General features: G+C 40.4%; 18 protein-coding genes, 1 rRNA gene and 1 riboswitch. Of the genes, 15 read left to right on the top strand and 4 right to left on the bottom strand.

The features are described from left to right. Window positions 1–3 precede the first annotated feature (3 nt). Window positions 4–174, bottom strand: coding sequence for a hypothetical protein (locus ACWM35_RS14535; protein ID WP_454819511.1), 171 nt, complete (start codon window positions 172–174; stop codon window positions 4–6). A gap of 185 nt (window positions 175–359) precedes the next feature. Continuing rightward, window positions 360–1,976, bottom strand: coding sequence for a PhoX family protein (locus ACWM35_RS14530; protein WP_454819510.1), 1,617 nt, complete (start codon window positions 1,974–1,976; stop codon window positions 360–362). A gap of 321 nt (window positions 1,977–2,297) precedes the next feature. Here ACWM35_RS14530 and ACWM35_RS14525 point away from each other — a divergent pair, with 321 nt between their 5' ends. The 9 genes from ACWM35_RS14525 (at window position 2,298) to ACWM35_RS14485 (ending at window position 14,415) form a co-directional block, all read left to right on the top strand. Next, window positions 2,298–4,796: a PAS domain-containing sensor histidine kinase gene (locus ACWM35_RS14525; protein ID WP_454819509.1), complete on the top strand. Its 2,499-nt coding sequence runs from the start codon at window positions 2,298–2,300 to the stop codon at window positions 4,794–4,796. Continuing rightward, the gene (locus ACWM35_RS14520; RefSeq protein ID WP_454819508.1) at window positions 4,777–5,424 is read left to right on the top strand and encodes a response regulator transcription factor; all 648 of its coding nucleotides are present in this window, start codon (window positions 4,777–4,779) and stop codon (window positions 5,422–5,424) included. The genes ACWM35_RS14525 and ACWM35_RS14520 overlap by 20 nt, the downstream gene beginning before the upstream one ends. A 329-nt stretch (window positions 5,425–5,753) precedes the next feature. Next, the gene (locus ACWM35_RS14515; protein WP_454819507.1) at window positions 5,754–6,278 is read left to right on the top strand and encodes a hypothetical protein; all 525 of its coding nucleotides are present in this window, start codon (window positions 5,754–5,756) and stop codon (window positions 6,276–6,278) included. Between the two features lie 194 nt (window positions 6,279–6,472). Further along, complete coding sequence (locus ACWM35_RS14510) at window positions 6,473–7,189, top strand: ABC transporter ATP-binding protein (protein WP_454819506.1); 717 nt, start codon at window positions 6,473–6,475, stop codon at window positions 7,187–7,189. Further along, window positions 7,161–9,644, top strand: coding sequence for an ABC transporter permease (locus ACWM35_RS14505; protein WP_454819505.1), 2,484 nt, complete (start codon window positions 7,161–7,163; stop codon window positions 9,642–9,644). Before ACWM35_RS14510 ends, ACWM35_RS14505 begins: the two co-directional genes overlap by 29 nt. Then, window positions 9,637–10,416, top strand: a complete 780-nt coding sequence (locus ACWM35_RS14500; protein WP_454819504.1) for a hypothetical protein — start codon at window positions 9,637–9,639, stop codon at window positions 10,414–10,416. The genes ACWM35_RS14505 and ACWM35_RS14500 overlap by 8 nt, the downstream gene beginning before the upstream one ends. A gap of 131 nt (window positions 10,417–10,547) precedes the next feature. Further along, on the top strand, window positions 10,548–11,786 hold the full coding sequence (locus tag ACWM35_RS14495; RefSeq protein ID WP_454819503.1) for an MDR family MFS transporter: 1,239 nt from the start codon (window positions 10,548–10,550) through the stop codon (window positions 11,784–11,786). After that, a complete protein-coding gene (locus ACWM35_RS14490) occupies window positions 11,783–12,445 on the top strand; it encodes a DJ-1/PfpI family protein (RefSeq protein WP_454819502.1) in 663 nt (220 codons plus the stop codon). Before ACWM35_RS14495 ends, ACWM35_RS14490 begins: the two co-directional genes overlap by 4 nt. A gap of 197 nt (window positions 12,446–12,642) precedes the next feature. Continuing rightward, window positions 12,643–14,415, top strand: a complete 1,773-nt coding sequence (locus ACWM35_RS14485; RefSeq protein WP_454819501.1) for an ABC transporter ATP-binding protein — start codon at window positions 12,643–12,645, stop codon at window positions 14,413–14,415. A gap of 12 nt (window positions 14,416–14,427) precedes the next feature. On the opposite strand, the gene ACWM35_RS14480 is transcribed toward ACWM35_RS14485, so the two are convergent. Beyond that, window positions 14,428–15,903, bottom strand: a complete 1,476-nt coding sequence (locus ACWM35_RS14480) for a M20 family peptidase (RefSeq protein ID WP_454819500.1) — start codon at window positions 15,901–15,903, stop codon at window positions 14,428–14,430. Between the two features lie 317 nt (window positions 15,904–16,220). Between ACWM35_RS14480 and ACWM35_RS14475 the strand changes: the two genes are divergently transcribed. Further along, window positions 16,221–17,399, top strand: coding sequence for an ABC transporter substrate-binding protein (locus ACWM35_RS14475; protein ID WP_454819499.1), 1,179 nt, complete (start codon window positions 16,221–16,223; stop codon window positions 17,397–17,399). 229 nt (window positions 17,400–17,628) lie between these two features. Further along, window positions 17,629–18,252 (top strand): histidine phosphatase family protein, encoded by a 624-nt coding sequence (locus ACWM35_RS14470; RefSeq protein WP_454819498.1) that lies wholly within the window; start codon window positions 17,629–17,631, stop codon window positions 18,250–18,252. Between the two features lie 130 nt (window positions 18,253–18,382). Here ACWM35_RS14470 and dapA read toward each other — a convergent pair whose 3' ends face one another. Further along, window positions 18,383–19,270, bottom strand: coding sequence for a 4-hydroxy-tetrahydrodipicolinate synthase (dapA, locus tag ACWM35_RS14465; RefSeq protein ID WP_454819497.1), 888 nt, complete (start codon window positions 19,268–19,270; stop codon window positions 18,383–18,385). Between the two features lie 125 nt (window positions 19,271–19,395). Next, a riboswitch (Lysine riboswitch) is annotated at window positions 19,396–19,575 on the bottom strand. Window positions 19,576–19,796: 221 nt separating this feature from the next. On the opposite strand from dapA, the gene ACWM35_RS14460 reads away from it, so the two are divergent. The 4 genes from ACWM35_RS14460 to ACWM35_RS14445 form a co-directional block, all read left to right on the top strand. Then, window positions 19,797–20,531, top strand: a complete 735-nt coding sequence (locus tag ACWM35_RS14460) for a sulfite exporter TauE/SafE family protein (protein ID WP_454819496.1) — start codon at window positions 19,797–19,799, stop codon at window positions 20,529–20,531. Between the two features lie 81 nt (window positions 20,532–20,612). Beyond that, window positions 20,613–23,813, top strand: a complete 3,201-nt coding sequence (locus tag ACWM35_RS14455) for a DEAD/DEAH box helicase (protein ID WP_454819495.1) — start codon at window positions 20,613–20,615, stop codon at window positions 23,811–23,813. Between the two features lie 190 nt (window positions 23,814–24,003). Further along, window positions 24,004–24,429: an SRPBCC family protein gene (locus ACWM35_RS14450; protein WP_454819494.1), complete on the top strand. Its 426-nt coding sequence runs from the start codon at window positions 24,004–24,006 to the stop codon at window positions 24,427–24,429. Window positions 24,430–24,722: 293 nt separating this feature from the next. After that, a 16S ribosomal RNA gene (locus tag ACWM35_RS14445) occupies window positions 24,723–24,830 on the top strand; the annotation flags it as partial.

Here is a 24,830-nt window from a genome sequence, read left to right as displayed (position 1 = left end):
CGTTTACATCGCGTTTTTCCGCTGATGGATATAATTAAACAGCCTATATTTTGCTTTACTGTTGCAAATGAGACAGCTTGATTGGATTGCTTCTTCCTCGTTAATTAGCTTAACATGGGGAAGAAAGATCATTTTCAGTGCATCCTTTACATGGTTAGAGCAGACGAGAATCATTGAAGTAACCCCTCCAGACCTGTTTAGCAAATTTATGATGTGATTACTGCACGAAATCAATAGATTTCCGCGAACTTTTGTCATATTTCCGCGGAAATTAGGAGCAATTCCGCGGTGTTTTGCAAGAATTCCGCGAGATTCACCATTATCCCGCGGATGTCAAAAAGTCACAGACCTCAAGTTAACTATTTACCGAAGCTTCCCCCTTGAATCGCCACCAAACAAGAACGTCCAAAGGCTTGCCCAGGGTATGGGTTCCAGGTTTCAGGATGCTGAATGTCTAAAAATAATGTACTTTCATCCGGTGTTAACCACGGACCTGTACACTCACTCCCTTTTGGACCGGAGGCGAACTGCTGTGGTTCACCGTAATCTTTTCCATTGGTTGGGACCATAAACACGCCACAGTTTTTATAAGCCGCATAAACATTGTCTTCGGTTGCTCCGAAATCTTCTACTACCCAAAGGTTACCTTTGCTGTCGAAGTGAAGATTATCCGGGCAGGTAATCCCACTGCGTTCACCGCCAGCAATAAATACTTCAAACGTAAAGCTGTCGCTGCCATGGTCGCCATTGGCTGGGGCAAAGCGAATAATTTGTCCATGGAAGTTTCCGTGGCCAGTATTATTGGTCAAGGCTAAGAAGACAGATCCATCATGCGGATGAATTTCAACATCCTCAGGACGATCCAATTTCGTTCCACCTACAGCAATGGCCGCGTCGCGAGCATTGGTCAGGACCTCGGCTTGGTCGGAAAATTTGCTTTGAAGGTTAGCATTTGCCGAATGATCTAAAGCCACCCATGTCCGTTTGCTCAGATTCGCCGTATACAAAGTTCCGCTTTCTAAAATATCGAAATTGGCTTCACGATTTTTCCCGTTGAATTTCTTACTGCTAATAAATTTATAAAAACACGCGTCGCCTTTATCATCTCCCATATAAACGACGACTCTGCCATCCTTCGTTAAACCCATCGCGGCATTTTCATGGGCAAAACGGCCAAGTGCTGTATGTTTGCGGACAGGACGATTTGGATCAAATGGATCGACTTCCACGACCCAGCCGTAATGATTATCGTTAAAGTCTGGCCAGCCGTAGTCATCCCCATATTCAGTGTTTTCCTCACAGGATAATGCCGTATTCCAAAGCGTGCGTCCGCCACTGCAATTTCCTAATGAGCCAACAACAGTTGTTGCCCCGTTGACAGCATGACTTCCACGTGCAGGGCCGGTTAATTCGATAGGAGTATTCCCATCAACACGGCGGTTATATGTATCATCTTGAACGAGTTTCCATTCTCCCTTTTCTTTCTTCACGTGTATGACGGATCCGCCGACTGCTTCTTTTTCCATTTTTAAAAGTTCAGGGTAGTCAGCTGGATTTCCAGAAAAAGTAGCTTCATTGATTCCTAGCAGCCTCAGATAGTTTCCTGGCTCAGGAAATTCATGATTTACCCATATTAATCCTTCCTCGGAATTACTTCCGCCCTTTAAACTATCAATTGGGAAGTAGACAGTAAGATCGGCTGCATCCCCAAATTTTTCTCCTTTGGAATTAATAGGGTCACCATATGAAGCGATAATATTGTAGTAGTATCCTTTAGGGAGGGTTAAATCATTTTCCCATGTACGGCTAATCGGCTTAAATGGTGTAGTGAGGGGTCTCCCTTTTGGAAATGGCTGTCCGTTCATTAAGTGATTTCCCGTCATGGCATTTCCTGTTATTGCTCCAAATCCTGATGACGCGGCAACAAGTGCAGCAGTACTGCTACCTACATAGGTTAAAAATAATCGGCGATCCATCCATCATTCTCCTCTTCTAACTGGTTTAGTAGATTACAACCTTGATTATAGGTAAGCAACATTGCGATGTTAATTAAGGGAGTGTAAAGAATTGTTAAGAAAAGTTGGACTATTTTAATTGTTAGTAAATTTTGTAAACAACAGTCAAATAGAGAAGGAAAGTTGCGTAACATATATGTTTACTTCGAAGCAATCCTTCTTTAAATTGGATGGATTGTAAGGTTTTTGCGGAGGATTACTATTTTTTTGCGTGTTTCATGTATTTAACCTCCTTTATAATGAGTATTAAGAGGACCGATCTCAATGTTAAGGAGTAATGTGATGAAGAATGATCAAGAAATCATCAGAAGTGCTCAGTGCCTGCTAAAGGAATTTCCAAATCCAATATATTTTATTGACCTGGAAAATAAAGTTATATGGGTAAATGATCTGTTTCAGGAACGGTTTGGCTCAGATTGTCATCATTGGAATCGTCAGTTAGAGAAATTAATATTTGTGGACAAAGAAGAGGCTGGTCAATCAATCCTCTTTTGTGAAAATGGATCTCGTATAACGGTAAAACTCCAAATTCGGCCAATCTATAACAATTTGAATCTTCCTATTGCCCATTACGGTATCATCCAAGAATGCAATTCAGATGAGCTTCTTATTGAGGATATTAGGTACAAAATCGCCGCGGATAACACTTCAGATGTCATTGTTCTAACGGACAACAGAGCAATTGTCCGTTATGTTTCACCCTCTATTGAATCTTCTGTTGGTTACACAGTGGAAGAGTATGAAGGGATGGATGCCTTCGACCTGATTCACCCAGAGGACAGAGAGCGGGTTCGAATCGCCCATTTACAAGCAGTTCAAACGAAGACTTCCTGTGTATTGGAATATCGTGTCATCCATTCAGATGGTTCAACCGTTCATGTAGAAGCAAAAGTGAAGCCTGTTTTGAATAGTTTTGGAAATGTAAAATATGTTGTCGCTGTCGTCCGCGATATTACGGCCCGTAAAAAGACCGAGCAATTACTGGAGAACATTTTGGAAAGTGTAAACGCTGCGGTATGGTCAACGGATAAAGACTTTTCTTTTTACACCTATTGTTCAGAGAGTATTGAAAAAATCTCGGGTATCCCAAAGCAGGAAATCATGCATAACCCGATTCGACTGCACGACCATATCCATCCTGATGATAATGCTATGCTCATGGGAGAAGTGAAAGCTACATTGGATAGAGGAATACCAGTTAACAAAGTCATCCGTAATATTCATATAGAAGGTGAAACAAGATGGCAAAGACTCATTGTTCATCCCTATATGAATAATGCGGGGATGAATGAGCGGCTTGACGGAATGTTATTAGATATTACTGAGAAAAAACGTTCGGAATTAGCCTTGGAGGAGAGTGAACAAAGGTATAAATCTCTCTTTGAAAATAATTTGGATGGCGTATTTTCCATTGATTTAAATGGTTATTTTGTCAATGCGAATCAATCCTTTGAAACAATTACAGGAATTAATATTGATGCCCTTCCTGATCGTTGTTTTATTGGATTAATCTATGATGAAGATCATATTGCAGTGAATCAAGTCTTATTTGAAGTCGTGAAAAAGCAGGAGCCTAGGGATGTAGAGTGTCGAATTTATCGCCCTGGTCATGGGGAGAGAATCGTCACGATTACCTTTGTGCCTATCTTCCTTTCAGGTGAACTCAATGGCGTTCATGGAATTGTGAAGGATATTACGGAAAGAAAACGGGAGGAAAGGGAATTAATCAAAAGTGAAGAACGATATAAATCGCTTCAGCAAAGTATTACCCGCTTCTCGAATGACCTTGCGAACGTAATGAAGGTTTCAGAATTGGAGAATCGTCTAATAGAAGAGGTTAAGAAAGTATTACCGGTTACCAGTGTATCCATTGTAGAAGTTGATAGAGGTCAAGAATCTAATCTTGAAGAGAAATGGATCAAAATTGCCGAGAAGGATTCGTTTGTCTATTTGAAAATCGGGATCCGACAGCCGCTGTTAAAAATAGAGGAAGAATGGATGGAAACAGCCGTTCATTATGTCACTATTCTTTATGATAATTTACAGCTTATTGAAGATCTATTTGAGCGCCTTGAGAATATGGTAGAGAATAATGATACACCAAGATGGATGTTAAGGCTGTTATTTAAGCTATCGGAGAAGGAAAGGGCGTCACTTTCAAGTGACCTGCATGATTCTGTTCTACAGGATTTAATTATTTGGTATCGGAAGCTTGAATCGATGCGATCCTCTGCTACATTTAGCGAGGAAACACAAAATGAACTCATGGAAATTGAAGAAGGATTATTAGATGCGATTCATCAAATTCGAATCACCTGTAATGAATTACGGCCTCCTTTTTTATTAAAAATGGGATTAGTTGAAAGTTTAAAAAGTCTTTTTTCATACGCACGAATGTTTTCTAATTATGAGATTGAATTTTCAGCGATGAATTTGGCTAATCCGCTAAATGAAGACCAGATTCTTGGGATGTATCGGATTGTTCAAGAATTGTTAAATAACGCGACCAAGCATTCAAAGGCCACAAAAGTGACAATGGAGCTAAAAGTAAATAATGAAAAAATTCTTTTTTCCTATAAGGATAATGGTGTCGGTATGGATTTAACTATTTTTGAAGACTCGTTTAAACATATGGGGATTGCAGGAATAAAAAATAGAGTTCTTAGTTTAGAGGGGGAAGTAGAGATTATTTCCGCTCCTCAAGAAGGTCTACAAGTGGATATATATATTCCGATTACTATGAAGCAAAAAGGTGAGCGCTATGGAAATATTATTGGTTGATGACCATCGGTCTGTCGTTGAGGGAACGAAGATGTTAATTGAAGCGGAGAAAGACATGAATGTCACCATTGAGACGGACGTGTATCTTGTTCCAGATTTAGTTCGTCTAAAAGAATTTGATGTGATTCTGTTTGATTTATATATGCCTAATATGAATGGGGCAGATTTGGCCCGTAAGGTGATTGAGGATGTTCCGGATGCTATCATTCTCATTTATTCGGGCTTTGAAATTGGTCCACATTTTAATTTATTGATGGAGTCAGGTGTTTCTGGGTTTATTTCCAAAACATCTACCCGTGAGCAGCTAGTCCAAGCAATCCGCAGTGCAGCGAGAAAAGAGGCAATTATCCCCATGCAGCTCCTAAAGCAGCTTAGACGTAAAGAGATTGTTCTCCAGGGGCAAACACCGAATGATAAGACGACGATCAGCCAAAAAGAAGATAAACTACTCCGAGAATTAGCAAAGGGCCATAGCAACAAAGAAATCTCGAAAACACTCTTGATCAGTCAACGATCATTGGAATACAGCTTAACAGAACTTTTTCAAAAATTAAATGTGAACTCCCGGGTGGAAGCAATCAAAAAAGCAAAAAGCCTAGGGATTCTGCCAACGGAAGATTTATATTAAGGGCCGGTATATTTGTACCGGTTTTTTTGTACGTTAAAGTATTAAATTTTTTCTCTGAAGAAATTTCGACGTAGTTAAAATTTTTAGGAATTAAGTATAAGTGCAACTAGGCAATCGCCTGCGCCTAACGGCTTGGCGCTAGCCAAGTTTTCTTTATGTTCAAAAATTGTAGGATTTGCGGGAAGTCCGCAAATGATTGCGGGAAAGTCAGCATAGTTTGCGCGAATCGGTATCTTTCTCTGACTTATGATGGTGTTATATCGATGAAGAGGAGAGACTTTGATGCTTGATAAGGTTTTACTACAATTAAATTGGAAGGGTGATTGGAGATGAATGCATTGATTTTACAATGGGGATTATTCTCCTTTATGATTGGAATCTTTTTGTCGCTCCCACTTGCTGCAGTTTACTATCAGAAGAATTCCATCCTAACAAAGGTATTTACCAATGCCAGAAAGCTTAAATCGGCACACCTTGATTTTTTTACGCAAGCTTTTGCAATGGGATTTGCTTATTTATTGGAATTTTCAATGAAGCTGGAGTTGCCCTTGTATGTGGTAATCCCCCTCATTTTTGGAACGATTATGAACCCGTCTATATTGTTACTAGAGGCAACTCCTTTTATCCGATCTGGATTGGGTAAAATAGTTTATAAGTTACTCAGGGCAACCAGCCCCATATCACTTTTATTTGCCTGGTTTGCCATCGCGATTCAATTTTTGCCATTGTCATTACAGTTATTACTTTTGGCTGTAGTGATCTTTGGAGGATTGTTATTTATATTTATAACTTTTCAAAATAAGGAAAAAAAGCAGGGGGAAGACAATCAAATCCAACATTATCTCAAACCTTAACAATTTATGTTAAGGTTTCTTTTTTTTCAACAGAGAAAGGTAAATGCAAAACACATGCGGAGATACCCCTGAATTCTGCGGTAGTTTACAAAAAACGTGCGGTTTGGAAGGTGTTAAAAGTAAGTAGAATGAGATTGTAAATAATTTCTATAAAACTAGTTGAAATAGTAAAAAACAAAATGGAGGTTTCGAAAATGATTCTTATTCAAGATGTTTCAAAAGTTTATTCGTTAGAATCTGGGGATTTTTTTGCCTTAAAAAATAACAATGTTCACATTCAAAAAGGAGAGTTCACTGCGATCATGGGTCCAAGTGGGTCGGGGAAAAGTACCCTGTTGCAGCTAATTGGCGGACTTGACCAGCCATCCTCTGGCAGTGTAATCGTCGATAATGTTCAATTAACAGACCTTGGTGAAAAGGAGACGACGCTGTTTCGCCGTACAAGAGTCGGATTTGTGTTTCAAAATTATCAGCTGCTGCCAATGATGACGGTTGGAGAAAATATTGCTCTTTCCTTATCTGCGAATAAGGCTTCTAAAGCAAAAATTCAGCAACGAGTGCAGGAATTGCTTAGAGATGTAAACCTTGAAGGAAAAGAGTCCCAGTTCCCGTCCCAGCTTAGTGGAGGCCAGCAGCAGCGGGTCGCAATTGCCAGAGCGCTAGCGATGAAACCAAAACTGATATTAGCGGATGAACCGACAGGGAATTTAGATCAAAAAAATGGCGAAGATATCTTGAGGCTTCTTTCCAAATTAAATAAAGAAGAGCAAATTACGATTGTGATGGTCACGCATGACCAACAGGCAGCGTCCGCAGCTGACCGCATCATTGTCATTCGTGATGGAGAAATCGTAAAGGATCATAAAAAAGGGGTGATTGTTAATGAATCCATGGCTAGTAGCTTGGCGTAATTTAATGCGCCGAAAAGTCCGAACGTTCCTTACGATGATGGCTATTGTCATTGGAGTTGCCTCAACCTTTGCGGTAATATCGGCAGTTGATACGGCAGAGAGAACGATTCCGCTTTACCTGAAAGCAGCGTTTGGCAAAGCGGATTTTACCTTAAATGGTGAAAAGGAATATTTTTCAGAAAATCTCCATGAGGAAGTCAAGAAACTTAATCAGACGAATTCAATCGCGGTCATCAAGGAAAATACAAAACTTCATCTTAAAGACAAGAAAGTTTCCGCGATACAGAAGAGGGTTGATATCAGCGGCTATAGTCGGTTTGATACAGCCCTGACTGATTTCAAACTCATCGAAGGAAAATTGAAGGCAGATGGAGCGGTCATCACCGATCGAACAGCAAAAGTATGGAAGAAAGGCGTCGGTGATACGATTTCCTTTGAAACGGACAAAGGCTTAAAAAGTATTAAAGTTACAGCGATTATAAAATATACGGTAGAGCTTATGGGGCCAAACAACTGGGGAATGGCTAAATATCATCCTTGGACGGTAGCAGTCCCCTTAGAAGTGGTGCAGGATTGGTTTGACGTATCCGGACAAATTGGCAGCGTTCAAATCAAGGCGGTTGATGGTAATTTGGAAGATTTAGAGCATCAGCTGGAGCATTTTGTGAAGGGGCAGGAAGGAATTTATCTGCAGCCAGTCGTTGTTGATATGGATGCTCAATCTGAAATATTAGATTCGTTTTTTCTCGCCCTGTATATTGCTGGATTTTTAGGAATTGTGCTTAGTGCTTTTATTATTTTCAACTCGCTTTATGTAAGCATCAAGGAACGGAAGAATGAATTCGCGGTACTGAAAACAATTGGCTATACCCCAAAGCAAATTCAAAATATGGTTTTATCTGAGGTGGTATTGTTATCCATCGTCGGAACGGCCATTGGGCTAGTGGTTGGTTATGGGCTTGGAATTGGTTTGAAAGCACTAATCTTCATGATCGTTGGTGTCCATGGTGGAGGCAGCATGGTGGTCGTAAAAGGGATGATCATTTCCGTCTTAGCTGGCATTCTAGTACCGATTTTGGCAGCTCTGTATCCGATGAAGCAAGCGGGCAAGGTAAGTGTCATCGAGGTATTAAAAGAGAATCGCGCTGCGGCTTTCTCTCCGAATAAGTGGCTCGCGTTGCTTGGAGTTTTGTTGATCATTACTGGATTTTTTATCAAACATTTACTTCTGGTTGTCCCGTTATTAATCGGAATCGCTCTTGTTTTTCCATACTTGTTTAAAGTATTTGATTTCCTATTAAAAGGCATTTATCGCGTGATGTTTCGATTCACTGGCGGAATGGCTACCAAAAATTTAAATAGGAACTTAGGCAGGACCTCGATGACTTCTGTTATTCTCTGTATGGGAATTGCGATGATTGTGTTAATGAGTTCATTGAATGCGGCGCTTTTACAAACGTACGAAAGAGTTATTTACTCCTCTTATGGTGGGAATTTGGATATCATGCTCCACCATATTGAAAAGGATGATTTAGAAATCATCAAGAATACTGAAGGTGTTGCCGATGCAGCCACCTACTCCTTACAAACAGCTGTGTGGGTCGATGCGGATCAAAAGCGGCAGCTCCCCGTTTATGGAGTAGGAGAGGAATGGATTGATCGTTTTCCATTGTTTTCTGTATCTGGAAAATCACACAGTGAATTAATTGGAAAATTAAAGAACGATGAAATTATTCTCGATAAGATTTCTTATAGGATTTGGGGTGGGAAGATTGGTGAATCGATCACGCTGAATACCTTGAATGGACCTAAAGACTTTAAAGTAACAGCTGTTGTCGATACGATGAAGAACAGTGGTTACGGGGCATTTATGAATCATGAGTTTTTTAAAGAAAGCTTTGGGACCAAGTTCGAAAGGAATGCCCTTGTCATTAAGGGTGAGAAGACAAGTCCGTTACAGCTAAGGGAAAATATTTTTGATCAGTTCGGTGAAAGAATTGAAAGTATGTTCGGTCCAGAAGACTGGGTTTCGGTCATCAGCGCTTATTATACAGGCTCCTTCTCGATCATTAATGGCCTTGTCTTATTGGCGATCATTGTTTCTGGAATTGGGATTACGAATACCCTGTTGATTAGTGTCATGGAACGGATTCGCGAGATTGGGATGATGCGTGCGGTTGGGGTAACACGTCGGCAAATCATTGGGATGATTTTATTAGAAGGCTTTGGGATTGGACTGTCTGCGACCGTCATCGGTTCTTTGTTTGGTATTTTGTTAGTCTATATTTCTTCTACATTTATGGAGATTGGATCCCTCACCTTTGAATTCGGAATTTCCTGGCTGATCATTCTGCTAATCTTCTTATTCGGTATCGTTGTGAGTTTAGTATCGAGCTTCGCACCGGCATCACGAGCGGCAAAAACGAAATTAAGTGAGGCACTGCGTTATGAGTAGGATTCTGTTTATACTCCTGCTGCCATTGTTATTTTTGACTGCTTGTGGAACCGATACATCATGGGAGGAAGAACAGGGAGTAGAGGTTAGTGATCGTGTCCTGGCTGATGACGTTCAGGTAGAGTGGAAGATGGACGGGGATGTAGTTCAACTGAAGATTGTTGATAAAAGTGGTAAACCCATTGAAAAATTCGATATCAATCACGAAAAATTGCTTCATTTAATCATCGTCAGTAAGGACCTGTCTTACTTTAACCATGTCCATCCTGAGTACAAAGGGGGCGGTTTTTTTGAAATAAAAAATGACTTCCCTGCTGGCGGTGAGTATCGAATGGTAGCAGACTTTAAGCCGACCGACGGCGGTTCTATGACGAAAATGGAGTGGGTACAGGTTGAGGGTGAGCAGCTGAACCCCGTACCTGTCACAGTTAATGAGAGCTTAGTAGATACTGTCGATGGAAAGCGGGTTACCTTAATGATTGACTCCCCTGCAGCAGGGAAGGAGCTGTCACTTAAGTTCTCTTTGAATGATGAAATGACGAATCAACCGATTATGGATTTAGAACCATATTTAGGGTCTATCGGCCATGTGGTAGTTTTATCGGAGAATGGAGAGCGCTATTTACACGTTCACGCCATAGAAGGGCAGGGTAGTGGACCAGAAGCACTCTTTGAAACTGAGTTTCCAGAAAGCGGAGTTTACAAGATATGGGGGCAGTTTCAAAAAGAAGGCCAAGTGTTTACCGTTTCTTATGTGGTAAACGTTCCTTAAAAAAAGAGTGGTGATATCCTCTTTTGGCTAATCACACAGTGTAGTTCTCTCTATGTGGCCGAAAGGGAGTAGAAAATCCGAGTAGGGTCACATAGGAGGGTTCTACGTGACCGAAGAGTTAGGTGAAATTTATGAGATGGTTGTTAACGTACTTTAAGGCATATCCTCCCATCGTTCATTTTCTGATTATGGGTACTACTATCATAAGTTTAACAAGTTCAATGAGTATAGTATTTTTGCCGATTTATCTGATGAATTTTGCCCAAATAGGGCCAATAGCGATCGGACTTATCGTAGGAGCTGGAGCTATATCCGCTACAATTGGAGGATTTTTGGGAGGAGCACTTTCAGATTTCATGGGAAGAAATCGCTTGATGCTAATTTCCTTGATTGCGTTGGGCGCACTATTTATCGGATTTGTCATTACCAATAATGTTGTATTGCTATTCGTCATCAATACACTACGAGGCCTTTTTTCTGCATTTTTCTTAACCATTTCTAAGGCATTAATGGCGGATGTAACTCCTAAGGAAAAGAGAGTTAGAGTGTTTTCCAATCGGTACTTGGCCGGCAACATTGGCTTTTCGATAGGCCCAATTTTTGGATCATTTTTTGGGATAGCAGGAAACATGAATGCCTTTATCCTTACTGCATTCATTTACTTTTGTTACTTTCTTTTAATGGGTGGTCTGATTCTTTTCACCAATGTTAATAGAGAGGAAGAAGAAATTCCCGAAAAGGTGTCGATATCGCAGGCTTGGACTCTGTTTCGAAAGGATAGAGCCCTCCTCCTCTTTATTATTGGGAGTGTATTACTTACTACGGTTCATGGAGAAATGTCCGTCACCATGTCCCAATATTTAAAACTAAATATTTCAGACGGTGTAAGGCTGTTTGGGTATTTGATGAGTTTAAATGGAATAACGGTTATTTTAACTCAAGTAATGATTACAAGATGGTCGGAAAGGTTTGGTCTTTTAACAAGGATTGCCCTTGGCAGCATGTTATTTACAATCGGAGAAATCGGGTTTGCCTTTTCAAGCGGTTGGTCCGGTTTAATTCTCTCTATGATCGTATTCACTTTTGGCGAAATCTTGATCATCCCATCGGAATACGCGCAAATTGATGAAATTACCCCTCATGGAATGAGAGGCATGTACTACGGTGCACAAGGATTTAGTGAAATTGGTAATTTCATTGGTCCGTGGTTCGGCAGTATTTTACTGGTTTCATTTGGTGGGAAAACGATGTTTCTTACGTTTGCTTTACTGCCTATCGTTAGTATTGTTTTCTATGCGTGGGGCCGCAAACTTCACCTTAGGAAAAAGCCATTGACAAATGTAAACCATATTAAGGGAGTGACAATATGAAAAAGCAATGGAATGTTGGTATCGTATTATTTGATAATGTTGATGTTTTAGATTATTCGGGCCCGTTTGAAGTACTGTCATTAACGACGAACGATGCCAAAGAAATAACAGAATTACTAACTCAATCCATACCAGTGGAAAGAAAGCCTTTTAAAGTATGGACAATTTCCAAGGATGGTGGTGTTGTTATATCCAATAATGAGATGAAAATTATTCCAGACTTTAGTTTTGAGAGCTTGAATCAAAATCTTGACATTCTCGTTGTACCAGGTGGTCCTTTTAAGGCTATTGAAGCCTGTCTTCAGGATCGTGATTTCATTCATTGGATTGGATCATTCCACCAATCTGGTGGTATCATAGCATCTATTTGCTCAGGGGCCATTTTGTTAGCAGAGGCTGGAGTTTTAACTAATAAAAAAGCAACTACCCATCCGTTCGCCTATGATTTTATGGAACAGTCTTATACAAATATAGAGGTTGTGCGAGATGTCCGCTTTGTAGATAATGGGAACGTACTTACCTCCGGCGGAGTGTCAGCTGGCATTGATATGTCACTTTATTTGGTAGGTAGATTAATGGGAGAAGAAGTGGCAGAAACAACTGCCGCTACGCTGGTATATCCATACTTTGATAATAAGCAAAATCTAAAATTAGTATAATCGCTCTTTGAAATCCGCCAGTTCAGGCGGATTTTTTTTCAAATGTATTCGGTGAGTTGCAAAAAACATTCGGGATGGTGCCAAAACAATGCGGGAATCACCGAAAAAGTATGCGGTTTGTTATTGATGAATCTGCCGTACAATGAAATCATCCGTTTTAGGGAAATGTTTCCTAAGAGCCAAAGGAGGATTTCAGAATGAAAGATTATAAGTTCTTTATTCCGTATGTAAGACGTGTAAATAAGTTATATCTGATCGGATTTGTTGGGAGCCTGTTTCGATTCCTGATCCCGCTTTTTGTTCCGTTGATATTAAAATATACTTTTGATCATTTGCTGCAAATTGAAGCAATGTCCCGTACGGATAAGTTGGAACAATTAATCTACATTACTATCGGGATGCTTATTGTATTTCTTTTCATTCGAACCCCGATGGAATATGTAAGACAGTTCTGTATTCATAAGGCTAACAACAATATTATTAAATGCCTACGTAAAGATGCCTTTAAAAAAGTGCATTCACTGGATGCCAAATATTTTGTGGACAACAAAAGCGGCGAAATTGGAACGCGATTTTTCGATGATATTGAAAAAATAAGAGGCTTTTTAACAGCAGTATTTGGAAACATCTGGATTGAAATGATTGTCTTGTTGTTTGTTGTGATCGTAATGTTGGGTTTAAATGTAAAATTAACGATCCTTGCAGTTGGACTTGTTGGTTTTCAATTTATTCTAGCCCATTTATTATCGAAGAGGTTTAAACAATCAACACGAAATATGATGAATTATCGTTCGGTATTGAGCGGGTTTATCTTTGAAAAAATCCAGGGTGCGTTTATGTCGAAGTTATTTGCTTCTGAAAAACGTGACAAGGAAGAGCTTCAGCAACACCTAAATCATTTTGATACCTTAACGGATCGGCATGCAAAAATAAATGCCGTTATGTTAGCATCGGTTAATGTATTAAGTGATATGACACCCTTTATAGTGGCAATGCTTGCGAGTCTGTTTGTTATGAATGGCAGTTTAACCGTTGGCAGTCTAATCGCCTTTTTTGCCTATGTGGATAAAATGAGAAGTCCTGTAGCTGCACTTGTAAATGCGTTTCCTGTGATAACGGAAGGTCGTGTTGCGTTAAAAAGGATTTTTGAATTCTTCCAAACTCCTTCAACCATTAAAGAACAGGAAAATCCAGTTGAATTAAAGCAATTTGCAGATTCCATAATTTTTAATAATGTGTCATTTTCTTATGATGGTAAAGAAAATATAATCCGAAACCTTGATTTTTTGATAGAAAGAGGAAAATCGTATGCTTTTGTGGGTGAGAGCGGGGGCGGTAAGAGCACCATCCTTCAGTTATTGCTGAGAATGTATGATGTCACAAATGGTGAAGTTTTAATAGATGGAGTCAATATCAAAGATTACTCAATTGCTAGTCTTAGAGAACATATGGGAATCGTCACACAAGATAACTTTTTGTATAGCACGTCGATAAAAGACAATATCCAAATGGCAAAGCTAGATGCGACGGATGAAGAAATCATTGCTGCTGCGCAGAAGGCTTTTGCTCATAATTTTATAACAGCATTACCCAAGGGCTACGATACAGAAATTGGAGAAAGAGGAATCAAGCTCTCGGGAGGTCAAAAACAAAGGATCGCACTTGCTCGGGTATTTCTGAAAAATCCATCTTTAATTATTTTAGATGAAGCGACCAGTGCCCTCGACAATGAAAGTGAAAAACTCGTTCAGGGTTCGATTAATCAATTTGATAGTGATAAGACTATTATTATGATTGCCCACAGACTTTCAACGATTGTAAATGTCGATACAATATTTGTAGTGAAAAGTGGGAAAATCATCGAAAGTGGCAGTCACCAAACCCTGCTCTCTCGAAATGGTTACTACAGAGAGCTGTATATGAAGCAAAATATTTCTAACGAGGAACTGAAATTAGCGATAGGACAATAAAAAAGGATACCGTTAATTAACGGTATCCTTTTTGTTAGATTCTCTCATAATTTCCACATAAAACTTAATGGCGTTTAGGTAATTTTCAATACTAACATGTTCGTTTGTGCCGTGCATTCGATTGAGATCCTCAGAGCTGATTTGGACAGGGAGGAAACGATAGGTACTTTTTGATATCTGATCATAATGCTTAGCATCAGAGCCGGCAAACATTAAGTATGGCGCGATAACGGCCTCATCATAAGCATTTCTGGCGGCTTGCTGAATCGCTTGGAATTGCCAGCCGTCAATGGATGATACCTTTGAAGCCTCGGTGCCTGTCACCGTCACTTTGATTTTCTCATCATCAATCGTTTTTTCGATAAAGTTTTTCACGTCTTCTAGGGAATCCCCAGGCATTAAGCGTAAGTTAATGATCGCAGAGGCTTTTTCCGGCAGGGCATTGTATTGTTCCCCCGCTTGAAAAATCGTTGGTGCAATCGTGGTACGGATTAAGGCGGCAGAGGCCGGTTGCTGCAGTAATATTTTTTCAATAATCGGCTCGAATATCCACTTGTTAGCAAATACGTACTTCATCGCAAAGCTCATTTCAGGTGCTACAAAGTCAAATAAATCTTCTCCTGGTCCTTTAAGGTCTGCGTTAAACTGGGTATCTTCTAATTTCGCAATCGCGCTGGCGATTCTGCCGATATTCGTGTGGTCCTTTGGCTGGGAGGAGTGGCCACCGCTGCCTTCAATCGAAAGTTCGGCTGTTGCTGAACCTTTTTCAGAGATACCAACCACACCGACAGGTTGATTCACACCAGGGACCATTTTTTCAACAATCGCTCCACCTTCATCTAAAACAAAATCAAAAGTGATACCTCGATCTTCGAGGATCTTTACAATTGCATTCGCTCCTTCGTCGCCGCCAATTTCCTCATCAAAGCCAAACATGAAATACATGTCACGGTTTGGTTTGAAATCTTCATTCAGTAAATATTCAACCGCTTGAAGGATGCCAATGACTCCAATTTTGTCATCTAATGTTCCACGCCCCCATATCTTTCCATCTGCAACTGCACCGCTGAAAGGATCCTGTTCCCAATTGGCTTCTGTTCCTTCTAACACAGGGACCACATCATAATGGCTTGTTAGACCAATAGGGTTTTTCTGAGGATCCGTTCCCTTCCATTTATAAACGAGAGCATAATGATTTACCTTTTCTAATTCAAGCTGGTCATGAACGGCAGGATAGGTTTCCTCCAAAAATGCAATAAATTGATCGAATTCCTTCAAGTCAAACTTACTGCGATCCTGGTAGGAAACGGTTTTGAAAGTGATTGCCTTTGATAGGTTGGCAACGGCAGCCTCTTGGTTGATCGTAATCTTGGCGGGTTTTGCCGCGGGCTGTTTGGATTTAATTGTAACCGTTCTGAATGCGGTTACAATTAGAAAAACAAGAATAAAACTACCTATGATCATGAAAGCCAGTTTTCGTTTTTTCATATAATTCCCCCAAAATCTTAATAGTTTAATATTACAATATTCTGTAATTTATTAGTGGAATTATTTTAAAAAAATTCAGAATAATTTTTTCGTAGAATTTCATTATTCTTTTTTCGTAAAGCAGAGGGTATTAAATTATTGAAAAATCTTTATAACGCTAGAAGTATCATGGGATTAACGATGTAAGCGCTATTATAATTATTGCATTTATCTAAATTTAATAAATATTGAAATAATATAGTAGACGAACATTGAAAATTGTTTTACAATACTATTTATTCATTTAATATTAGAATATTCAAAAAGGGGATCATCACATGAAAAAGAAGGTAGCAAAGGTGTTTATGGCTTCTACATTATTTGCTGGGATTCTAGCAGGCTGTTCAGGAGCGAAAGAAAGTTCCGGAGGCAGCAGTTCGGATAGTATTAAAGTCGGCGTAAACTTAGAGCTATCTGGTAATGTAGCTTCATATGGAGAATCATTGGAGAAAGGGATCGATTTAGCAGTTGAAGAAATCAACAAAGATGGCGGTGTAGAAGGTAAAAAACTAGAAATCATTAAAGTGGATAATAAGTCTGAAGCAGCAGAAGCAACGAACGGCGCAATTAAGTTAACCAGCCAAGACAAGGTAACAGCAATCATCGGTGCTGCTACAAGTGGAAATACTGTGGCACAGGCACAAATGGCCAATGATACGAAAACCGTTTTAATCACACCATCTGGAACTTCACCAAATGTAACAGTGAATGAAGATGGTGATGTAAACGAGTACGTTTTCCGTACATCATTTATTGATCCTTTCCAAGGTACGGTTGCTGCCAATTTTGCAGCGAAAGATTTAAAGGTAAAAAATGCAGCGATTTTTGCTGATAGTGCCAGCGATTATTCAAAAGGGTTAGCTGAATCCTTTAAGGAAACCTTTAAAGATGCCGGAGGAAAGATTGTAGCGGAGGAAGCTTATGTAGGGAAAGATACGGACTTCCGTGCTACTCTCACTCGAATCAAGGCAAAAAATCCTGAGTTCATTTTTATTCCTGGTTACTATGAAGAAGTAGGCTTAATCGTAAAACAAGCTCGTGAATTGGGTATAACAGTTCCATTAATGGGAGCAGATGGCTGGGATTCACCGAAGTTAATTGAACTAGCTGGAGCAGAAGCGTTAAATAACACATTTATCACAAACCACTATTCTGCAGAAGATGAAGATGAAAATATGCAAGCATTCTTAACGGCATTTAAAGATCAGAATGATGGTGAAGCACCAAACGCATTCAATGCACTTGGCTATGACACTGTTTATTTATTGGCAGACGCGATTAAGCGTGCAGGCAGCTCAGATTCTAGCAAAATTAAAGATGAACTAGCGAAAACAAAAGATCTTTCACTTGTGACGGGGATTTACTCAGTTGATAAAAATCACCATCCAATTAAATCAGCTACTGTCTTAGAATACAAAGATGGAAAGCAAGTGTTCAACACAAAAGTTAATCCATAAGAAGCTGGGTAAGTAGAATGGAAGGTGATCCTTTCATTCTATTTTTTTGGCTAAAAGCGCATTAGGGAAGCTATCCTCTTTCTTCGCCTAACAGCACGCTAGTCGGCGAGTTTTCTTCAAAAAATAATCAGAATATTTATATATCTAACTTTACCAGCCACAAGGTACTTGTTAAAGTTGAGTAGAGGGTTATTAAATCTAATTTTATATCTACAAGGGGTGGAACTGATTGAATATTTATCTTATCCGTCATGGGGAAGCAGAGCATAATGTCGATCGAACCGTGATGGCACATACCCATGATTCACAACATAGTTTGACAGAGTTAGGTCATAGACAAGCAAGAAATACCGCAGAATTTCTTCAGACGATTATCAATGGGAAGACGGTTGTATATAGTTCGCCTTATTTGCGGACAATGCAAACAGCGCAGGCGATTCATTCCTTACTTCCGGAGCAGGTGCCTTTTTACGAGAATCCGCTTTTGAGAGAATGGGAGCTTGGGAACCTTTATGATTTTACCAATCGCACACCAGAGGCAAAAAAGGAGTTTAAAGCGGCGGGGCTCTTTTATTTTCGCCATCCTAATGGTGAATCCTTAGCAGATGTGTATTTACGGGCAACGATGTTCATGAATACCGTCATCGAACGTGTGAAACAGCAAGGTCGCTACGAAAACATCGTCATCGTCACCCATGCCGCCTTCATGCACATGCTCCTGACCCACCTAATGAACTGGCCGACCGAAACACTAAACAACTTCAAACCCGTCGAAAATGCATCCGTCATTACCATTAACGAAGTGGATGGGGACTACCAATACGAAAAAATCTATGTACCAAACGTAAATTAGATTAGTAGTTGGTACTAATCGAGGTGCCTGTCACCGCTCGTGGACAGTGTACACCTCAGGCGGACACGAGTGAAAAAATAGGCGGCCACCCTCCTTAGTATACGGGAGGGTGGCCGCCTGTTTTATGGGTTTATACGAATGTTTTGATTTTGCTAGATGGTAGAACGCTTTGCAAGGCTTGTTGTTCTTGTTCGTTTAGTGGAACTAATGGTAAGCGGAGGCTGCCAACGTTGATTCCATTCCAATTTAATGCTGCTTTGACCGGTGCTGGGCTTGGGGCAGCAAATAGTGCTTTCATGATTGGGAGAAGGCTGCGATGGGCTGCTGCAGCTTCCTGGACACGGCCATTTTTAAAATTCGTGATCATTTCTTGCATTTCATTCCCAATGATATGAGATGCAACGGAAACCACTCCCACTCCGCCAATCGCTAAAACAGGTACCGTTAAACCATCATCACCACTGTACAACGAAAAATCACTTGGCGTCTGACTAATAATTTCAGCCATCGCATCTAAGTTACCTGAAGCCTCTTTAATGCAGACGATATTGTCAATCTGCGAAAGACGGACAATTGTCTCTATCGACATATTCACGACACTACGTCCAGGAATGTTATAGAGCATTACCGGAAGGGAAGTGGAAGTGGCAATCGCTTGAAAGTGTTGAAACAATCCTTCTTGGGATGGCTTGTTATAGTAAGGAGTAACGAGCATGATCCCATCAACACCGACCTCAGCCGCCTGCTCCGTTAAACTAATCGATGCCCTCGTGTTATTTGAGCCAGTTCCAGCAATAACGGGTACTCTCCCATCAACGACTTCGACGACAAATTTAAACAATGCCACCTTTTCTTCTGTTGTTAAGGTAGGCGATTCTCCGGTTGTCCCGGCAACGACTAAACCATCTGTTCCATTAGCAAGTAAGTAATTAACTAAATTTCTTACCTCGTTAAAGTCAATATCACCATTCACATCAAATGGCGTCACCATAGCGGTTAATACTTGGCCAAAATTCATCATTCTCACCCTTTACAATTATTATTTTGAAAAATAAGAGGGGGAGGCCATGCGAAAATCAACGCAAAAAAGCAGCAACGAGGGTTCGCTGCTGCCTTAGAAACATAATAAAAACCCGTTCCTATGCGTGAGATAGCCCTCCATATAGTTTCCTATATGACAGTTCTGTATTTATTCAATAGCAGAACCAGCTTCAAGATCAATGAGAGTCTATCTGCTTCGGCAAATTCCCCTTTCCACAATGGTCAATGGACCTCATTATCCTCGCGTTGTGTACTAATGGTCTTTGCGCCTCTATCCTCACTTCAAAAGGTATTGAAGTAAGAGACATATTAAATTGACTGTAAATATAACAGAAAAATCCGAAAAACTCAAGAGAAATCAGTTTCAAAGTTCTCTTTTTTATGCCTTAGAAAACTACGGAAGTGTCAATAAGAATATCTTATTGACTTTTATAATTATTATTAAATTTATTTATCGTTTAGCGAATCATATACTTTTAGTAGATATCAAGGAGGTGAAGGATATGGAGTATGCATTGATGTTTATTGTTGGGATTTGTGCAACCACACTGGGAACACTGGCGGGCGGCGGGGGATTGATCAGCCTGCCAATGATGCTGATGATGGGGATGCCGGTGCATTCAGCCATTGGGGCTAATAAAGTTTCGAATACGGTTAGCTCGTTCTCGAGTTTTTATATTCTTTATAAGAGAAAGGAAATCTCGCTAAAAGAATCATTCTGGATTGTCCCGGTCAGTGTTGGTGGCGGGATCAGCGGCGGTTTCATTGCTTCGGGGATTTCGGGTGACAATATGTATATGATTGCGATAGTTCTGTTAATGTTTGCCTTCCTTACTTCGTTTGTCGGAAAAGGAAATTTCACGGGAGAACAACCGTTAAAAATGAACAAAGTCAGTGTGCCTGGTCTTTATGGGATTGGCATTTATGATGGTCTCTTTGGGCCTGGGCAAGGAACGTTAATGCTCTATTTGTTCGGCTATTTGAATATCGCTTATATTCGTGCAGTAGGCTTAGTGCGCCTGGCGACGTTCTCAAGCTGTTTCGGTGCTGCCATTACTTATATCGCAACGGGAAAAATTATCTGGCCGCTTACCATTGCCCTTCTCCTCGGATCGACAACTGGTGCGCAAATCGGAGTACGGATTGCTCAAAGGTTAAAACCGCAATACATCAAACCGATTCTCCGGATCGTCACAGCCGCCCTAATCGTTCAAATCTTTGTGGAAAATATTTTCTGAAAAAACTACAAGTATAAAATTTCTAGTAAAACTAAAACACTGTTAATATAAAAGAAACTACCTCAGAAAGGAGCCGGGCATTTGAATATAGAGTTACATCCCAAGAAAATTAAAGAAATGTGCGGAACAGTCTCCTTTAAACGAGGGGATTCTTTTTATCGAGCAGGTAAAGTGAAATTTGATGTTTATCGACCTAATTATTGTGAGGCCACTGTGGAAGCAATGGAGGATTTTTATGTCACGATCGAGAGGGATGATAGTGGCGAAATCCATACTTCTTGCAGTTGTCCGACACTATCCTCGGTTAAAACCGATTGTCAACATATCGCTGCCGTATTGCTGGCGATATATGACCACCAGCAACACGGAACAAAACCAGTAATCGTGCGGGAACAGCAGTCTGAATCCAGTCAAGCACTAACAGAAGGGCTTTTAACTCTTTTCGGTGATCAGCAGAAACGGAAAAGCGGTCATCAACTTCATTTTGAAAATAGGCAAGTCCTTGATGCGGAGTTTACGTGCAAACCGGTGACCGTTGCAACTGGACAGCACTTATTTGCGATAGAGATGAAAATCGGGCCGACTCCATTGGAGCAGATTCGACCCTTTCTTGAGCAAGTGAAGGAAGGGAAGCCGAGCGTGCTTTCCGACATCTTTACCTACAACCCGAGTCAACACTGCTTTCAAAAAGAAACAGATGCCGTTATTCAGCAATTAATTCAAGTCCTTTATGATGAAAAAGTTTCGGATGAAATAGACCATTCCCTTACCAGCAATCTGCTGTTAATCCCGCCATCGTCCTGGGCGCAGCTTCTTCCATTACTTCGGAAAGCCCCTCTGGTTGGGTTGGAGATGGATGGAACAAGGTATGGCGCATTCCACATTTCTGAAGAACTCCTGCCATTGCAGTTTATTCTGACTGGATCGGAAGGAACAGGCTTTCATCTGAAAATAAATGGGTTAAACCGCGTGGTTGTGATGGATTCGTATCACACTGTGCTAGCTGGTGGGAAAGTGGTTATCCTCAATGAGGAGGACTGCCACCGTTTAGCGGATCTTAAACAGATGCTTGGCACCTCAGGCACAAAGCAAATTTCAATTCCGACGGAGCAAATCGAGTTCTTTTTAGAAAAAGTAGCCCCGGGCTTGAAAAGACTTGGTGAGGTTCAACTGCCACCAAGGATGAAGCAACAATTAATGAAGACACCGCTGAAGGCCAAACTCTATCTGGATCGGTTGAAAAATCGCCTGCTGGCGAGTTTGGAGTTTCATTATGAAAATATCGTGATCAATCCATTGGAAGGCCCAGAACCACTGACAGGTCCCCTGTTAATAAGGGATTTGGAGCGTGAGCAGGAAATTCTCCAACTGATGGAGGGAAGTTCGTTTGCGACGACAGACAGTGGTTACTATTTGCATAATGAAGAGCTTGAATATGAGTTTTTGTATCATGTATTGCCTAAGCTGCAAAAACTAACGCAAATTTATGCAACAACTGCAGTGAGAAACAGGATTTTTCGAGAGAATGTGATTCCGAAAATTCGAATCAAGGTGAAGAAAGAACGAACCAACTGGCTCGAATTCAAATTTGAAATGGATGGGATTGGGGACAAACAAATCCGTGATATCCTTGCGGCTCTTGAGGAAAAACGAAAGTACTATCGGATGCCGAATGGAGCTTTGCTCTCGCTAGAGACAAGAGAAATTCAAGAAATCAATCGTTTTCTGCTAGCAGCACATGCAGAGGCTGAGGAATTAGAAAAAGGTTTGAATTTCACAATCGTACAAGGGATGAGGCTGCTGGATTCGGTGGAGGACAGCCAAAACTTTATGGTGGAGGAATCTTTCCGTCAATTTTTAGAAACCATCCGAGATCCAGGCAAGATGGAGTTTGAGGTTCCGATGAGTGTGAAGCGGATTTTAAGAGATTATCAAGTTCAGGGGTTCAAATGGATGAAAACATTGGCTAGCTATGGATTCGGAGGAATTCTTGCGGATGATATGGGACTTGGGAAAACCCTGCAGAGTATCACATATATTCTATCCGAACTTCAAGAAGTGCGAAAAAGTAAGCAGCCAATTCTTGTTGCCTGTCCATCCTCGCTTACCTATAACTGGTTGAGTGAACTCAGGAAATTTGCCCCGGAAGTAAAAGCGAAGGTGGTCGATGGCGATAAAACCGAGCGAGCAGCGATACTGAAAGATGCAGCGGAGGAGGACGTTGTCATTACCTCCTATCCACTTTTACGAAGAGATATCAAATGGTACGAAAAACAATCTTTTCACACTGTGTTTTTTGACGAAGCGCAGGCATTTAAAAACCCTTTGACCCAAACGGCAAGGGCGGTAAAAAGAGTTAACGCGAACCACAAATTCGCGCTTACGGGAACACCTGTGGAGAATTCCTTGGAGGAGCTATGGTCCCTTTTTCATGTCGTATTTCCAGAACTATTTATGGGGTTGAAGGAATACAGTCAGCTGACTAAAAAAACCATCGCTAGAAGGATTCGTCCATTTTTATTGCGGCGGTTGAAGGAAAATGTGTTAGGGGAGCTTCCGGAAAAAATCGAGTCCATCGATTCCGCGGAACTACTGCCCGAGCAAAAGAAATTGTATGCAGCCTATTTAGCAAAGCTTCGCCATGACACGTTGAAGCATTTGGACAAGGATACGATTAGAAAAAATCGAATTAAAATTCTTGCTGGTTTGACAAGGCTCAGGCAAATTTGCTGTCACCCTGCATTGTTTGTAGATGGATATAAAGGGAGTTCAGCAAAATTTGAACAACTGCTGCAAATCATAGAGGAAGCCAGACTTGCTGGAAGACGAGTGTTAATTTTCTCGCAGTTTACAAAGATGCTCCAGCTAATCGGAAGGGAATTGTTTTTACAAGGACTTCCTTACTTCTATTTAGATGGTCAAACTCCGTCGGAAGAACGGTTAAATTTGACGAATCAATTTAATGAAGGAGAGCGGGATTTCTTCTTGATCTCCTTAAAGGCAGGAGGTACGGGACTGAATCTAACTGGTGCCGATACGGTAATTCTGTATGACCTTTGGTGGAATCCTGCCGTGGAGGAGCAGGCTGCAGACCGAGCCCATCGGATCGGACAAACCAGCATGGTCCAAGTCATCAAACTTATCGCCCGAGGGACGATTGAAGAAAAAATCAATGAGCTTCAAGATAAAAAAAGAAATCTAATTGGGGAAATTTTTGATTCAAAGGAAAATGGTGTCTCAACACTGACAGAAGAGGATATTCGGGAGATATTGATGATCTGAAAAATAAAAAGACTGACTCAAAGTTTGAGTCAGTCTTCATTGTTTGCCACCCCTTGCCGTAACGCTCAGTTCCCTGATTACGCCGACACGCGTTGACATGAATTGCAGTTTCAGTATATTTTATGAAACACGTTTCAGGTCAAGGGATTTTCAAGAAAACATAATAAATGGTTAGAAAGGAGGACCAGGTATGCCTGTTATTGAATATCGCTTAGTTATAAAGGCGCCCATTGATGTATGTTTTGATCTGGCAAGGAATGTTAATCTAATCACTGCAGGTAGTGATAGAAATGAAAAACTATTAGAGGAAGGGAATACCGTTACAAGGATAACGGTAACTAAACAAAGACTTATAACCAAAGTGATATTTATGGAAAGACCGTATCATTTTGTTGAGAAAATGGTAAGAGGACCATTCAGTTCTTTTATACAAATTTACCAGTTTACCGAAGAAGAGAGAGGAACAATGTTGTTGAATCATGTTCAATATAAATCTCGATTTGGACCAATTGGAACGGCCTTAGATAAAATTTTCTTGGAGCAGGTAATGAAATCATTCATCATTTCGCGATCAGAAGAACTAAAAGAATTAGCTGAAACATTCCTTCATAAATAAATCTGTATTATGCTATTGCTTTTTAAAAAGTAATATAGTAATATAATAAATCTCAGCGCTTCTTTGTTATTTGTTAAAAGATTTTTACAGGAATTTAAAATGAATTCCGAAAAAGATATTTTAATAAAGTTGTTGACACAGAAGAAATGAGATGATATATTAATAAAGTCGCTTCGGACGACATCGTAATTTGCTCTTTGAAAACTAAACAAACAAAAACGTCAACAAACAATAATATTTTTAGTTTCTATTATAGAAACTAAGCCAACGTAAATTTATGAGCTATATCAACTTTCTTGGAGAGTTTGATCCTGGCTCAGGACGAACGCTGGCGGCGTGCCTAATACATGCAAGTCGAGCGAATCTTGAGGTGCTTGCACCTCTTGGTTAGCGGCGGACGG

The sequence above is a fragment of the Neobacillus sp. K501 genome (genome assembly GCF_053749995.1).
The sequence above is the reverse complement of the archived record's forward strand: the minus strand, read 5'-3'. Positions and strand labels throughout refer to the sequence as shown.